We start from the raw sequence: 15652 nt of genomic DNA, 5'->3' as shown, positions 1-15652 counted from the left end.
ACTCCCGACGTCGCTCAATGACCGTAACTGACAACTTATTGATCCAAATGCGCAGCAGCCCTTGGCAAGCGCCGGTATGGGCCCTACCCTAGTCGGCGAACCCTGCACACGGCTGTTGATTGTTTTCCCATGCGCAAACTTCTGTACCTGACCTTTTCCATGGCGTTGATCGCCGCCCTCACGACCTACGCCATGTGGGCCGCGGATCGTCCGGTGGGTCATTACCTGTCGGACCTGCGAATCAATCTCGCGGTCGATCAAGGCACGCCCGCCGATCGCGGCAATTTGCTGGGCATCCAGCCCGAGCTGTTTCCCACTGACTACCAAAGCCCCGAACGCCTGCATCGCAAGCTCGCGGCCTATTTGCAGAAAGCCCGGGACCAGGGCCTGCTGAATGAAAAAACCATCGTCGTACTGCCCGAGCATATCGGCACGTGGCTGATGGTCAGCGGTGAGAAAGATGAGCTTTACCAAGCCACCACGCTCAAGGAAGCCATGAACTGGCTGGCTGTGAGCAACCCCTTGAAGTTCCTCCGCGCCCTGATCAATGCCAAGGGTGACAGCCGCCTGGACGACGCCCACCTGCGCATGAAGGCCAAGGGCATGGCCAAGGATTACCAGGCGCTGTTCGGCGGTCTGGCGAAGGAATTCAACGTGACGCTGGTGGCCGGTTCCATCGTGCTCCCTGACCCCAGCATCATTGACGGCGCCCTGAAAATCGGCCGTGGCGCGCTGTACAACAGCAGCGTGGTGTTCGGCCGCGACGGGCTGCCGCTCGGCCAGCCTCAGCGTCAGATGCATCCAATCTTCGCTGAGCATGAGGTCATCGCGGCTAATGGCGAGCATACCCTCAGCGTGGTCGACACCCCGGCCGGACGCCTCGGCATCCTGATCGGCAGCGACAGCTGGTATCCAGACAACTATCGCAAGCTCGACGCTCAGGGCGCGCAGTTCGTCGCGGTCCCGGCCTTTGTCATCGGGCGCGGCACCTGGGATAAACCGTGGCGCGGTTACAAGGGGTTGTCGACGCCTGGCTCGGTCAGCCTCAAGGCCGACGAACTCAGCGAAGGCCAGGCCTGGCACCGCCTGACCCTCACCGCGCAACCGCCCAGCAGTCAGGCAACCGCCGGCATGAGCGTATTCCTGCGCGGTCAATTCTGGGATCAGGGCAGCGCCGGTCAAAGCTTTCTCAGCAGCAACGGGCAGCAATTCGCCGACGGCAATGCCCGTGGCGCGCGCCTGCTGAACCTCTGGTTGTAAGCGATGAAACCGCAGCCGATGCGGCTCGGCGATCTGTCAGTGGGCTTTGTTCATAGCCTGGCAGACGCCGTGCGCAGCCAGGGTGCAGACCCGCAGCCATTGCTTGAACAATACGGTCTCGACGCGGCACGCCTTGGCGAAGCGGGCGCAAGGCTGTCGATCCCGCGCTACATGCGCCTGGGCCACGGCGCCATTGCGCTGACCAACGACCCGGCATTGGGTTTGCGCATGGGCCAGCTCAGCCGCCTGAGCCAGGCTGGCCTGGCCGGGGTCACCGCCGCGCAGGCGCCGACGGTGCGAGAAGCGGCGCGCTGCCTGATTCGCTTCGAAGCCTTGTACGGCTCCAACTATCGCGGTCAGTCGAGCTTTCACGAAGACGCTCAAGGGGCGTGGCTGCGGTTCTATTCCATCAGCCCTTACAACGCCTACAACCGCTTCGTGGTGGATTCGATCATTTCCGGCTGGTTGCAGCAATTGTCCAGCCTGAGCCCTACCCCGTTGCGCGCGGAACGGATCGAGATTGAGTTCGAAGCACCGGATTACCGTGAGGCTTATGCCGTTCTGGGTGATTGCCCGATCCAGTTCGGCGCCGAGCACAATCAACTGCGCTTGAGCCTGGCCGGCCTCGCCCAACGCAACCCGCAGCATTGCCCGAGTACCTGGCGGCACTTGCTGCAGTTGTGTGAACGGGAACTGGAGCAACTGACACGCACCCGCAGTCTGCGCGAACGCATCATTGCGCTGCTGGGGCCGTTGCTCAATGGTGGCCGGGAGCCCGACCTGGAAGAAGTGGCGGCACGCTTGAAGCTGCCCACCTGGACCTTGCGTCGCAAACTCGCCGAAGAAGGCACGCAATATCGCGCGATTCTCAACGACACGCGTCGCGACCTGGCCATGACCTACATACGCGATACGGAACTGGCGTTCGGAGAAATCGCCTACCTGCTGGGCTTTGCCTCAGCCGAAGCGTTTCAACGGGCCTTCAAACGCTGGAATGGCCAGACACCCGGCGAGTTTCGCCGCAGTCATCGCCAAACCGCCTGACGCTTACAGCTCGGTAGCGTCTTCGGCAGGTTCCAGCGGGTCGAGTTCAAACGCCTGATACTCGAGCAACTCTTCCTGATATTCGTCCATTTCAAATCCCCCCACGCTTGTTTAAAAAAAATGCCTGAATAAATGACCAGCGCCTTGAGCATAAAGTGCCCACGTGAAAGAAAAATGACGCAGGCACGACACTCAGCGGCTACTTAATAAAACGTAGCAGGCGGTCAGGAATTTATCACAGGATTTTTTCGATACAGGCTGTAGGACAACGACCTGGTTTGACGTGAATCAATTTTGAAAGCCACGGCGGGATCGGTGTCGTCTGACCCGATCCCGTAATGCCAGAGGCAGATTAGTGGCTGGAGACAGGCATGGCTGGAATCGGCTCGGTCGGTGGAGGCAAGGTCGACTCTGCCGGTGGAGTGACGGTTTCCGCGGACGACGAAGGTTCGCTGTGCTCGGTCGGCGCAATTGGCGCGGCTTCAGGCGGCGGAGCTACCGGTTCCGAAGCAGCGGGCGCCGGAGTGGGCTCAGCGGCCGGGGCCGGGGCAGGCTCAGCCGCGGGTGCCGGGGTCGGCGCCAACGGAGCCGGTGCGACCTTGGCTTCAGGCACGCCCAGGTCGGTTTTGGGTTTTTCGACGATGTGCGCGGCCTTCTTCGCTTCCGGCGGCAGGAACAGCTCGACCAGGGTGAAGAAACGCTCGTAGAACTTGGAGGACGATACGGTTTCGCTGGCAACCTTGACCATCGAGTCGTCGGACGAGCCGATCGGCATCGACACCGAGCCCAACACACCCACACCGAGGCTGGCGGAGTTGTTGGTCTTCTTCAGCGCATAACGGTCCTGCAGGGCGTTGGCGAACATGGTCGCGTGGTGGCCCTCGGTGCCATCATCGGCACAGACCACACTGAAGCTGATCTCCATGTGCGTATCGCCGGTCTGCTGGAAGCTCTTGTGGCCGCTAACCAGTTTCGGATCGCTGCTGGTGATGATGTAGCCCTGGCTGAGCAACGCCCGACGGGCGGCTTCGCAGGTTTGCGCATCAGTCACCGGATAATTACGGGAAAACGTTCCAGAGTCGTCGAAGTTCTCATGCTCATAGATGGCGGCTTTCTTCGACGAGCAACCGGCCGCAGCGGCCAGCACCAGCGCCAGCCCGACAACCCGCATGGGAAATGATTTAAACATTGAACATCCTGAGGAAAACGGTTCGGGGCGTATTGTGCAACAGATCGATGCTTAGCGGAGCATCGATTGTGTCTTAAAACGGTTACAGAAGTGTTGACCTCGCATATGCAGAAAAAGTCGCGGGGCGTTAAAAACAAAGCAAAGGTCAAAAGATCGCAGCCTTCGGCAGCGCCTGCAGGTGTACGCATGTTCCTGTAGGCGCTGCCGAAGGCTGCGATCTTTTGATTGCGCCATAAAAAAACCCCAGCCTTTCGGCCGGGGTCTTTGTGTCGCGCGAAACTCAGTCAGGCATCAGTAACGCTTGATCTCAGCCTGGCTTTCCAGCTGCTTGCGGTAAGCCGCAAAGTCTTGCTGGCCAATGCGCGAGGCGAGGAAGCGGCGGTATTGAGCCTTCTCTTCTTCGGTCGGCGCGGCAGCTTCGTTCACGCCGTTCAGTCGCACGATCACCAGGCTACCATCGGCCAGGGTCACGCTGCTGAAGGTCGGCTTGTCCTTGGCTGCCGGCTTCGGCATGCGGAACAAGGCTTGCAGCACGGTTGGGTCAACCCCTTCCTGGCCACGAGTGGCTGCCTGGATCACTTTCCAGTTCTGACCGTCGATGGCCTTGTCCAGCGGTGTCTTGCCTTCACGCAGGCTGACAATCAGCTGTTCAGCCTTGGTCTTGGCATCAGCACTGGCGTGCTCCTTGGCCAATTGCACACGAATGCTGGCAGCAATGCTTTCGAGCGGCAGTTGCGCAGGCTTCAGGTGTTCCTTGGCGCGCAGCACGATCACGGTTTCCGGATCGAGCTCGATGGCGGTGCTGTTGGCACCCTCATCCAGCACTTCAGGACTGAACGCAGCAGTGACCACGGCACGGTTGGCCGCGACACCTTCGCCACCTTCACGGCCGAACGGCTTGGAGGTGTGCACAGTCAGCTTCAGGTCCTGCGCCGGCTGGGCCAGATCGGAGGCTTCGAACGACGAGTCTTCCAATTGCTTGGTTGCCTCGACGAAACGTTGCTCGACCTGCTGGGTTTTCAGCTCACGGGTCAGCTTGTCTTTCAGGCTGGCGAATGTCGGCACTTCAGGTGCCTCCACGCCCAACAGCTTGATCAGGTGGAAACCGAAGTCAGTGCGAACCGGCTCCGAGACTTGATCCTTGGCCAACGAATACAGGACTTTTTCGAAGGCTGGATCGTAAACGCCAGGACCTGCGTAGCCGAGGTCACCGCCGTTGTTCGCCGAACCTGGATCCTGGGAGAATTCCTTGGCCAGAGCCTCGAACTTCTCGCCTTTGGCCAGACGCGCCTGGATCTCTTCGATCTTGGCCTTGGCTTGCGCCTCGGTCATCTTGTCATTCACTTCGATCAGAATGTGCGCAGCCCGACGTTGTTCGGACAGGTTCGCGGTTTCTTTCTGATACGCGGCCTGCAGGTCTTCGTCCTTGACGCTGACCTGATCGAAGAAGGAAGCCTTCTTCAACTCGAGGTAATCGATGACCACCTGATCCGGCGTCATGAATTCCTTGGCGTGTTCGTCGTAGTAGGCCTTGACCTCTTCGTCGGTCAGCTTCACAGCCGCCGGGTCAGCCTTGACGTTCAGGGAAGCGAAATCGCGCGTCTGTTTTTCCAGACGGGCAAATGCCAGCACCTGTGCATCGGTGACAAAACCACTACCTGCCAGCCCTGCGCGCAGCTGACCGATCAACATTTCCTGAGCCAGCATCTGGCGGAATTGCATACGGCTGTAGCCAAGTTGGCGAATAACCTGGTCGAAACGCTCAGGACTGAACTTGCCATCAACCTGGAATTCAGGCGTCTGCAGGATCACCTGGTCCAAAGCAGCTTCGGAGAAAGCGAATTTCGAGTTTTCTGCGCCTTGCAGCAGCAGCTTGCGATCGATCAAGCCCTTGAGGGCCGATTCGCGCAGCATTTTTTCGTCGAGCAAGGAAGCATCGAAATCCTTGCCCAGCTGTTGCATGAGCTGACGGCGTTGCATATCGACCGCCTGGCTCAGCTCGTTCTGGCTGATTTCTTCACCATTGACCTTGGCCGCATCATTGCTGTGCGTGGTGGCCTTGAAAATGGCGTCGAAACCGGTCAAAGCCATCAGTGCGACGATGACCCCGATGATGGTCTTGGCAATCCAGCCTTGTGAATTGTCCCTGATATTCTGCAGCATGCGTCCCCCAGAAACGGTTGAACTTCAAAATTAGGCAACCGTGGAGCGTGGGTAGAATCCGGATAGAAGAAAGGCGCATCCGAGGATGCGCCTTCTCGTAACTGGCGGAGCGGACCGATGACTCGAACTTGCGAGCCTCGGTGTCTCGGACCGGCAATTTGCCGACTGGACTACCGCTCCGCTGCCAGGTCAGGCATGACCCCGACCCGGATAGGCAAAAACCTGAATCGAACTTAGTTGACAGCTTCTTTCAGTGCTTTACCGGCTTTGAAACCTGGTTTTTTAGCAGCTGCGATTTCCAGCGACTTACCGGTCTGTGGGTTACGACCAATGCGAGCTGGACGATCAGTGACGGAGAAAGTACCGAAACCAACCAGAACAACAGAGTCGCCAGCCTTGAGAGCGCCAGTGACGGATTCGATTACAGCGTCCAGCGCACGGCCAGCAGCAGCTTTCGGGATATCAGCGGATGCAGCGATAGCATCAATCAGTTCCGACTTGTTCACTCTAAGTCCCCTTATATCTATTTGAGTATGATTCTAAGTTTTTTGGTGAAAGCAAAAACGAGTGCTGAATGGCCTACAGACACTTAAGAGCCGCTTTATAACAAGGGCTCTAAAAAGCTGTCAACAAGCCCCCCAGGCAAATACGTACTAATGCGTGCTAATTCTTTCCTTAGAGTCAGACTCGCGTTTTTCATCCTTTGCAACTATCTCGGGAACCACATCAGGTAGCGGCTCCGGCGCGTATTGCAGCGCAATTTGCAGGACCTCGTCAATCCATTTAACCGGTTTAATCTGCAGATCTTGCTTGATATTGTCAGGAATTTCCTTCAGATCGCGTACGTTCTCTTCAGGAATGATCACTGTCTTGATTCCGCCACGGTGAGCCGCGAGCAGTTTTTCTTTCAAGCCACCAATCGCCAGCACCTGGCCACGCAGGGTGATTTCGCCCGTCATGGCGACGTCCGCACGTACCGGGATCCCGGTCAATGCCGACACCAGAGCCGTGCACATGCCTACACCAGCGCTAGGGCCGTCCTTCGGGGTTGCCCCTTCCGGCATGTGGATGTGCGTGTCACGCTTCTCGTGGAAGTCCAGGGGAATGCCCAGGCTCTTCGCGCGGCTACGGACAACAGTCAGGGCTGCGGTGATCGATTCGACCATCACGTCACCCAGGGAACCGGTCTTGATCAGTTGGCCTTTACCCGGTACGACGGCGGCTTCAATGGTCAGCAATTCACCGCCCACCTGAGTCCACGCCAGGCCAGTCACCTGACCGATCTGATCCTGCGATTCAGCCAGGCCGTAGCGGAATTTACGCACACCCAGGAAGTGCTCCAGCATGTCGGCCGTGACCTTCACCGAGAAGCGTTTTTCCATGGCATGCTCTTTGACCGCCTTGCGGCAAACCTTGGCAATCTGGCGCTCCAGCCCACGTACACCGGCTTCGCGGGTGTAGTAGCGGATAATGTCGCGGATCGCCTCGGCCTCGAATTCCAGCTCGCCTTTCTTCAAGCCGTTGGCAGTAATCTGCTTCGGCGAAAGGTACTTGACCGCGATGTTGATCTTCTCGTCTTCGGTGTAGCCCGGCAGACGAATCACTTCCATCCGGTCCAGCAGCGCCGGAGGAATGTTCATGGAGTTGGAGGTGCAAAGGAACATCACATCGGACAGGTCGTAGTCGACTTCCAGATAGTGATCGTTGAAGTTGTGGTTTTGCTCAGGATCGAGCACTTCCAGCAACGCCGACGCCGGATCGCCACGCATGTCGCTGCCCATTTTGTCGATTTCATCGAGCAGGAACAGCGGGTTGCGAACGCCCACCTTTGTCATCTTTTGAATCAATCTTCCTGGCATCGAACCGATATAAGTACGGCGATGACCACGAATTTCCGCTTCATCGCGTACACCGCCGAGGGCCATGCGCACGAATTTACGGTTGGTAGCGTGAGCAATCGACTCCGCCAGCGAGGTTTTACCCACCCCAGGAGGACCGACCAGGCACAACACCGGACCACGAATCTTCTTCACGCGCTTTTGCACGGCGAGGTATTCGAGAATCCGCTCTTTGACTTCTTCCAGACCGTAATGGTCGGCGTCGAGAATGTCTTCAGCGCGCGCAAGGTCCAGACGGACTTTGCTCTGAGCTTTCCACGGCACCTGGACCAACCAGTCGATATACGAACGCACCACCGTCGCTTCCGCGGACATTGGCGACATTTGCTTGAGCTTGTTCAGTTCGCCCTGGGCCTTGGCCAAGGCATCTTTGGGCAGACCAGCAGCATCGATGCGCTTTTTCAGCTCTTCGATTTCGTTGTGGCCTTCGTCGCTGTCGCCGAGTTCTTTCTGAATGGCCTTCATCTGCTCATTCAGGTAGTACTCGCGCTGGCTGCGCTCCATTTGTTTTTTAACGCGACCGCGAATGCGTTTTTCGACTTGCAACAGGTCGATCTCGGCATCCAGCAACGCCAGGACGTGCTCGACACGGGCCGACAAATCGATGATTTCGAGGATTTCCTGCTTCTGCTCGATCTTCAGGGCCATGTGTGCGGCCATGGTGTCGACCAGGCGGCCTGGCTCGTCGATGCTGTTGAGCGACGACAGGACTTCAGCGGGGACTTTTTTGCCCAGCTGCACGTATTGTTCGAACTGAGCCAGCAGGCTGCGGACAAACACTTCCGACTCGCGCTCAGGCGCATCCACTTCGTCGATCAATGAGACTTCGGCACGGCAGTGGCCGTCCACTTCGCTGAAGCGCTCCACGGCGCCCCGCTGCTCACCTTCGACCAAAACCTTGACTGTGCCGTCAGGCAGCTTCAGCAGCTGCAGAACGGTAGCGATTGTACCTACGCGATAGAGTGCATCTTCACCGGGATCGTCGTCAGCAGGGTTTCTCTGAGCCAGCAGAAGGATCTGCTTGTCGCCCGTCATCGCAGCCTCGAGGGCTTCGATGGATTTCTCGCGCCCCACGAACAGCGGGATAACCATGTGCGGATAAACCACAACATCACGCAATGGCAGGAGAGGCAATTCGATGGTTGTCTTCATGATTTCGCCTCTACGGCGGCCATAAGGCCGTAAACAGATGGAAGTAAGCTTGAAACCAAGATGGGGGCTGGTTTGGAAAAAAACAAGCGGATAAAAGAACCACTTAAAAGATTGCCGCCTAAGGCAGCGATTGCATAGGTCCGGATTACATTCAAAAATCAGGTTGAGCGTAAGGCCGTCTCGCTGGCAGGCCAGCTCCCACAATAGCAAAGGGGCCCGAAGGCCCCTTCTTTGTTCCAGCTGCGTGACGCTTAAGCGTCTGGCGCGGCCTTGGCAGCCGGCTCACTGTTTTCGTAGATATACAGTGGCTTGGACTTGCCTTCTATAACGCTTTCATCGATCACTACTTTACTCACCTCGGACTGCGAGGGGATTTCATACATAGTGTCGAGCAATACACCTTCGAGAATCGAGCGCAGTCCACGGGCACCGGTCTTGCGTTCCAGTGCACGCTTGGCGACTGATTTCAGCGCGTCGGCGCGGAATTCCAGGTCTACGCCTTCCATCTCGAACAGCTTGGCATACTGTTTGGTCAGGGCATTTTTCGGCTCGGTGAGAATCTGCATCAACGCAGCCTCATCAAGCTCGTCCAGCGTGGCAAGTACCGGCAGACGACCGACGAATTCCGGGATCAGACCGAACTTGACCAGATCGTCAGGCTCGACTTCACGCAGGGACTCACCAACTTTCTTGCCTTCTTCCTTGCTGCGCACTTCTGCGTTGAAGCCGATGCCGCCCTTGGTGGAACGGTTTTGGATAACCTTTTCCAGACCAGAGAACGCGCCACCGCAGATGAACAGGATGTTACGGGTGTCGACCTGAAGGAATTCCTGCTGCGGATGCTTGCGACCACCTTGAGGTGGAACGGAAGCGACCGTGCCTTCGATCAACTTGAGCAGGGCCTGCTGCACGCCTTCACCGGAAACGTCCCGGGTGATCGACGGGTTGTCAGACTTGCGCGAAATCTTGTCGATTTCATCGATGTAGACAATGCCCATCTGGGCTTTTTCTACGTCGTAATCGCATTTCTGCAGCAGCTTCTGAATGATGTTCTCGACATCTTCACCTACGTAACCCGCCTCGGTGAGGGTGGTTGCGTCGGCGATGGTGAACGGAACGTTCAGCAAGCGGGCCAGTGTTTCGGCAAGCAGGGTTTTACCCGAGCCTGTCGGGCCGATCAGCAAGATGTTGCTTTTGCCGAGTTCGACGTCGTCATTCTTTTTGTCACGCTGGTTCAGACGTTTGTAGTGGTTGTACACCGCTACGGCCAGAACCTTTTTTGCACGCTCTTGACCAATCACGTACTGATCAAGGATGCCGCTGATTTCTTTAGGCGAAGGCAATTTATGCGCGCTGCTCTCGGCCTGGGCTTCCTGCACCTCCTCTCGGATGATGTCATTGCACAGGTCGACGCACTCGTCGCAGATAAAGACCGAGGGGCCGGCAATCAATTTGCGCACTTCATGCTGGCTTTTGCCACAGAAGGAGCAATAGAGCAGCTTGCCGTTGTCCTCGCCGTTGCGGGTGTCAGTCATTCGTTCGATCCAAATCCGATAGGCTTGCAACACAAGATGAAGGCTATTGCGGGCTTTTTCAAGCCCGCTAGTGATCGGAGCAGCCGACCACGCCTATTTTGAGCTGCTTATTTTAAGCGGGGCGCTGGGTGATCACTTCATCGATCAAGCCGTACGCACGCGCGGCTTCTGCACTCATGAAGTTATCGCGGTTGGTGTCGCGCTCGATTTCTTCAAGCGTGTGCCCGCTGTGCTTGGCCATCAGCGTGTTGAGACGCTCACGAATGAAGAGGATTTCCTTGGCATGGATTTCGATATCCGACGCCTGGCCCTGGAAACCGCCCAGTGGCTGGTGAATCATCACACGCGAGTTCGGCAGGCAGTAACGCTTGCCGGTGGCACCGGCCGTCAACAGGAACGCGCCCATGCTGCACGCCTGGCCGATACAGGTAGTCGACACGTTGGGTTTGATGAACTGCATGGTGTCGTAAATCGACATGCCAGCTGTCACCGAACCGCCCGGGGAGTTGATATAGAGATGGATGTCCTTGTCCGGGTTTTCCGCTTCAAGGAACAGCAGTTGCGCACAGATCAGGTTGGCCATGTAGTCCTCTACCGGGCCAACCAGAAAGATCACTCGCTCCTTGAGCAGGCGCGAGTAAATGTCGTAAGCGCGCTCGCCACGAGCAGACTGCTCGACAACCATCGGGACCAGGCCGCCTGCGGCCTGGATATCAGAGTTCTGCTGAATATACGAATTACGGAACATGCTCTGCAGTCACTCCCAAATAGTTATGTCTTGAATACGCATAAGCCAGCGCGAAGGCTGGCTTATGGTGATTACTTCTTAGCGCAGAAATGATCAGTCGGCTTGTGGAGCTTCTACCGGCTTGACTGCTTCTTCGTAAGAGACCGCTTTGTCGGTCACGTTAGCCTTCTGCAGAACAGTATCCACAACTTGTTCTTCCAGCACAACCGAACGAACTTCGTTCAGTTGCTGGTCGTTCTTGTAGTACCAAGACACAACCTGCTCAGGCTCTTGGTAGGCCGAAGCCATTTCCTGAATCATTTCGCGAACGCGGGCTTCGTCAGGCTTGAGGTCGAATTGCTTGACCACTTCAGCCACGATCAGACCCAGCACAACGCGGCGCTTGGCTTGCTCTTCGAACAGCTCGGCCGGCAGTTGGTCAGGCTTGATGTTGCCACCGAACTGCTGAACAGCCTGCACGCGCAGACGGTCAACTTCGTTGGACAGCAGCGCCTTAGGCACTTCGATCGGGTTGGTGGTCAGCAGACCGTCCATCACCTGATTCTTGACCTTGGATTTGATCGCCTGACGCAGCTCGCGCTCCATGTTCTTGCGAACTTCGGTACGGAAGCCTTCCAGACCGGTTTCCTTGATGCCGAATTGAGCGAAGAATTCTTCGTTCAGCTCTGGCAGTTTTGGCTCGGAAACAGTGTTCACGGTAACGGTGAACTCAGCGGTTTTGCCAGCCAGGTCGAGGTTCTGATAATCCTCAGGGAAGGTCAGGTTCAGAACGCGCTCTTCGCCGGCTTTAGCGCCAACCAGACCGTCTTCGAAGCCAGGGATCATACGGCCGGAACCCAGAACCAGCTGAGTACCTTTGGCGGAACCGCCAGCAAACACTTCACCGTCAACCTTGCCGACGAAATCGATGTTCAGCTGGTCTTCGTTCTGGGCAGCGCGATCGGCCACTTCAAAACGGGTGTTCTGCTTGCGCAGCACGTCCAGCATTTTGTCCAGATCGGCGTCAGCCACGTCAGCGCTCAGGCGCTCTACGGTGATACCGTCGAAACCGGCAACGGTGAACTCTGGGAACACCTCGAAAACTGCGACGTATTCCAGGTCTTTGCCAGCTTCGATCGACTTAGGCTCGATCGAAGGGGCGCCAGCCGGGTTCAGCTTTTGCTCGACAACAGCTTCGTAGAAAGAAGACTGGATCACGTCGCCTACAGCTTCCTGACGCGCATCAGCACCGAAACGGCGCTTGATTTCGCTCATTGGCACTTTGCCTGGACGGAAGCCAGCAATCTTGGCCTTTTGGGCAGTCTGCTGCAGACGCTTGTTGACCTGAGTCTCAATGCGCTCAGCCGGCACGGTGATGCTCATGCGGCGCTCAAGAGCAGAAGTATTTTCAACAGAAACTTGCATGGATATTCCTCGTTGCACAGACGTTAGCCGGCCGTTTCCGACCCCAGAATCAAGGGCATGCATTCTAGTGGGTCAAACTCAAGAAGTCACCCTACTGAAAACGGGTAAAAAAGCAGCAGGCAATTTATTAGGCGGGGACAAACGGTTGTGCCTCGCCCTGTTAGCAAATACAGCCAATCATGCCAGGGCTCTGCATCAATCCTTCTATATATAGAAGAAGCTGCCCATCATCTCCCTGACAGCCGATCTTGCGAGCAAGGCCGGCGGGCGGCGGCGCATCATCGAGAAACATAAATACGACGAAACCCCCACCCCTGCGACCCAGAACCTGCAGTCGCTGAATACTCGAACCGCTAAAACAAAAAAGGCGCCAGACTGTTAAATCTGGCGCCTCTCGAAATATGGGGTGGACGAAGGGGATCGAACCCTCGACAACGGGAGTCACAATCCCGTGCTCTACCAACTGAGCTACGCCCACCATATTGCCTTACAAAGAAGCCAAACAACTTCCTTGCTGCGCTCCAGCCAAGCCAGCCGGCCTGAGTGAAGCTTTATTTGGTGCGGATGAAGAGACTCGAACTCTTACGCCTCGCGGCGCTGGAACCTAAATCCAGTGTGTCTACCAATTCCACCACATCCGCAGTTTGAAGCTGTTAAAGCAAAGGCGCCAGACTGTTAAATCTGGCGCCTTTCGAAATATGGGGTGGACGAAGGGGATCGAACCCTCGACAACGGGAGTCACAATCCCGTGCTCTACCAACTGAGCTACGCCCACCATATTGCGCTACTTGTGCCAAAGTTGCCTAATGGCGCACCCGGCAGGACTCGAACCTGCGACCATCCGCTTAGAAGGCGGATGCTCTATCCAGCTGAGCTACGGGCGCCTTACTAATCTGTACTCTTGGAGGACTACAAACTAAGTGCTTCCAGCCTCACGGAACCGTAATCCCGCTTGACCTTCTCATCCAGTGCTAGGCTGTGCCCGACAAGTGCGACGAATAGTATAGAGCACCCTAAAGGCCGTCAAATCCTTTTTAAAAAAAATTCATTTAATTAAAGGGGTTAGGGGAATTTGCAGACCAAGCGCCTTTGCCCTCACCTCACGACATGCGAGAATGCGTTCTCTTTTTTTCCCCTCTCGATGGTTAATCACGCGCAATGACTGCACAACTAATCGACGGCAAATCGATCGCCGCCAGCCTGCGCCAGCAGATCGCCAAACGCGTCACCGAGCGTCGCCAGCAAGGCCTGCGCACGCCCGGCCTCGCGGTGATCCTGGTCGGCAGCGATCCTGCCTCTCAGGTTTATGTCTCGCACAAGCGTAAAGACTGTGAAGAGGTCGGCTTCATTTCCCAAGCCTATGACCTGCCTGCCGAAACCACTCAAGAAGCGCTGACCGATCTGATCGATCGCCTGAACGACGACCCGACTATCGACGGCGTTCTGCTTCAGCTTCCTTTACCTGAACACCTGGACGCCTCCAAATTGCTGGAGCGCATTCGTCCGGACAAAGACGTCGACGGTTTCCATCCTTATAACGTCGGCCGCCTGGCCCAGCGCATTCCGCTGCTGCGCCCGTGCACCCCTAAAGGCATCATGGCCCTGCTGGAAAGCACCGGCGTCGATCTTTACGGGATGGACGCGGTGATTGTCGGGGCTTCCAACATTGTTGGCCGTCCGATGGCGATGGAATTACTGCTGGCCGGTTGCACCGTGACCGTCACCCACCGTTTCACCAAGGATCTGGCGGGCCACGTCGGCCGAGCCGATCTGGTGGTCGTTGCCGCCGGCAAGCCGGGACTGGTCAAGGGCGAGTGGATCAAGGAAGGCGCGATCGTGATCGACGTCGGCATCAACCGCCAGGAAGATGGCAAACTGGTCGGTGACGTGATCTACGAAACCGCCCTGCCCCGCGCCGGCTGGATTACGCCAGTCCCGGGTGGCGTTGGTCCGATGACCCGCGCTTGCCTGCTGGAAACCCCCCTGTATGCAGCGGAACCCCTGCACAGCGGAGTTCTTGATTGAGCCTGAGCGACCCCCCAAAGACCCCCGCCAATGGCGGGGTTCTTTTTGGCCAAATAAAAAGCACTACCGCTCGCCGGAAACCCACTGTTTTTAAGGGGTTTTCAAGGAGTTTCACCTGATCGTTGAACAACCATCGACAGTTCTTCAGCCATACTCCTAAAATGCGTCGGTTTTTAAGAAACAGCCCGTTACATAACGGCTTATCCACACCCTTATGAGTCTGCCAGCGTGAAAATCCGTCTTTCCATCCTGAGCCTATTTTTTGCATTTACAGGGACGTTCATCACGCCAACAGTTAACGCTGCGGACACCACCGCGGCACCACGCGACACGTCACAATTGAAGATAGCTTCCGGCAGCGCCTTGCTGATGGATTTGCAGACCAACAAAGTCATTTATGCCAGCAACCCGGACGTGGTTGTGCCGATCGCGTCGGTCAGCAAACTGATGACGGCGCTGGTGGTGGTAGAAGCCAAGCAGAACATGGACGAGTACATTTCCATCAACATCAGTGACACCCCGGAAATGAAAGGTGTGTTTTCCCGGGTTAAACTCAACAGCGAAATGCCGCGCAGGGAAATGCTGCTGATTGCCCTGATGTCCTCGGAAAACCGTGCTGCCGCCAGCCTGGCGCATCACTATCCGGGCGGTTATGTCGCGTTTATTGCTGCCATGAACGCCAAGGCCAGGGCGCTGGGCATGACCAGTACGCACTACGTCGAGCCGACGGGTCTTTCTCCTCGTAACGTATCGACGGCACGTGACCTGAGCAAATTGCTGGTCGCGGCGCACAAGTACCCGATATTGACTGAGCTGAGTACCACCAAGGAAAAAACTGTTTCGTTCCGCAAGCCTAACTACAGCCTGGGCTTTCGCAACACCGACCACTTGGTCGGCAAACCGAACTGGGACATCCAGCTGACGAAAACCGGCTTTACCAACGAGGCTGGGCATTGCCTGGTGCTGGTGACCAGTATGGGTAATCGCCCGGTTGCCCTGGTCATCCTGGACGCTTTCGGCAAGTACACTCACTTTGCCGATGCGAGCCGTATTCGTAACTGGGTCGAAACCGGCAAGGGTACGAACGTGCCATCGGTAGCCTTGCAGTACAAATCGGAAAAGAACCTCAAGCACCGTCAGAGTGGCGTAGTGGAAGCTTCGAAGTAAATTTGCAGTAACACCGGGGGTCCGCCGCCATCGGCCATCCATGGCTGGGGGCGGCTACCGCGGCGCC

General features: G+C 56.9%; 11 protein-coding genes and 4 tRNA genes. 4 read left to right on the top strand and 11 right to left on the bottom strand.

The annotated features are described in order from the left end of the window. The first annotated feature begins 129 nt into the window (after positions 1-129). Both AEQ67_RS25430 and AEQ67_RS25425 read left to right on the top strand, forming a co-directional pair. Positions 130-1260, top strand: a complete 1131-nt coding sequence (locus tag AEQ67_RS25430) for a carbon-nitrogen hydrolase family protein (RefSeq protein ID WP_059406537.1) — start codon at positions 130-132, stop codon at positions 1258-1260. Between the two features lie 3 nt (positions 1261-1263). Beyond that, entirely contained in the window at positions 1264-2304 is a 1041-nt protein-coding gene (locus AEQ67_RS25425; RefSeq protein ID WP_059406536.1) for an AraC family transcriptional regulator, read from the top strand. A 352-nt stretch (positions 2305-2656) separates the two neighbouring features. Here the strand turns inward: AEQ67_RS25425 and AEQ67_RS25420 are convergent, their stop codons facing one another. The 11 genes from AEQ67_RS25420 to AEQ67_RS25370 all read right to left on the bottom strand — a co-directional run bounded on the left by AEQ67_RS25420 (position 2657) and on the right by AEQ67_RS25370 (position 13277). Next, entirely contained in the window at positions 2657-3493 is an 837-nt protein-coding gene (locus AEQ67_RS25420) for a DUF2242 domain-containing protein (protein ID WP_059406535.1), read from the bottom strand. Positions 3494-3784: 291 nt separating this feature from the next. After that, a complete protein-coding gene (locus tag AEQ67_RS25415) occupies positions 3785-5656 on the bottom strand; it encodes a SurA N-terminal domain-containing protein (RefSeq protein ID WP_059406534.1) in 1872 nt (623 codons plus the stop codon). Positions 5657-5889: 233 nt separating this feature from the next. Beyond that, positions 5890-6162 (bottom strand): HU family DNA-binding protein, encoded by a 273-nt coding sequence (locus tag AEQ67_RS25410; RefSeq protein WP_024674124.1) that lies wholly within the window; start codon positions 6160-6162, stop codon positions 5890-5892. A gap of 147 nt (positions 6163-6309) precedes the next feature. Then, complete coding sequence (gene lon, locus AEQ67_RS25405; RefSeq protein WP_059406533.1) at positions 6310-8706, bottom strand: endopeptidase La; 2397 nt, start codon at positions 8704-8706, stop codon at positions 6310-6312. Between the two features lie 251 nt (positions 8707-8957). Further along, positions 8958-10241, bottom strand: coding sequence for an ATP-dependent Clp protease ATP-binding subunit ClpX (gene clpX, locus AEQ67_RS25400; protein ID WP_007946893.1), 1284 nt, complete (start codon positions 10239-10241; stop codon positions 8958-8960). Positions 10242-10353: 112 nt separating this feature from the next. Then, positions 10354-10989 carry an ATP-dependent Clp endopeptidase proteolytic subunit ClpP gene (gene clpP / locus AEQ67_RS25395; protein WP_059406532.1) on the bottom strand — a complete coding sequence of 212 codons (636 nt, stop codon included), beginning with the start codon at positions 10987-10989 and terminating at the stop codon, positions 10354-10356. 93 nt (positions 10990-11082) lie between these two features. Then, on the bottom strand, positions 11083-12393 hold the full coding sequence (gene tig, locus AEQ67_RS25390) for a trigger factor (RefSeq protein WP_059406531.1): 1311 nt from the start codon (positions 12391-12393) through the stop codon (positions 11083-11085). Positions 12394-12795: 402 nt separating this feature from the next. After that, positions 12796-12871 (bottom strand) — tRNA-His (locus AEQ67_RS25385). Positions 12872-12949: 78 nt separating this feature from the next. Further along, a tRNA-Leu gene (locus AEQ67_RS25380) sits at positions 12950-13034 on the bottom strand. A 58-nt stretch (positions 13035-13092) separates the two neighbouring features. Further along, positions 13093-13168: transfer RNA gene (locus AEQ67_RS25375), tRNA-His, on the bottom strand. 32 nt (positions 13169-13200) lie between these two features. After that, positions 13201-13277: transfer RNA gene (locus tag AEQ67_RS25370), tRNA-Arg, on the bottom strand. Between the two features lie 274 nt (positions 13278-13551). Between AEQ67_RS25370 and folD the strand changes: the two genes are divergently transcribed. Together folD and pbpG are read left to right on the top strand one after the other, a co-directional pair. After that, the gene (folD, locus tag AEQ67_RS25365; protein ID WP_059406530.1) at positions 13552-14418 is read left to right on the top strand and encodes a bifunctional methylenetetrahydrofolate dehydrogenase/methenyltetrahydrofolate cyclohydrolase FolD; all 867 of its coding nucleotides are present in this window, start codon (positions 13552-13554) and stop codon (positions 14416-14418) included. Positions 14419-14646: 228 nt separating this feature from the next. Next, positions 14647-15585 (top strand): D-alanyl-D-alanine endopeptidase, encoded by a 939-nt coding sequence (gene pbpG, locus AEQ67_RS25360; RefSeq protein WP_059406529.1) that lies wholly within the window; start codon positions 14647-14649, stop codon positions 15583-15585. The last annotated feature ends 67 nt before the right edge of the window (positions 15586-15652 follow it).

It is taken from the genome of Pseudomonas sp. RIT-PI-q, assembly GCF_001297125.1.
Classification (GTDB): Bacteria; Pseudomonadota; Gammaproteobacteria; order Pseudomonadales; family Pseudomonadaceae; genus Aquipseudomonas.
The sequence above is the reverse complement of the archived record's forward strand: the minus strand, read 5'-3'. Positions and strand labels throughout refer to the sequence as shown.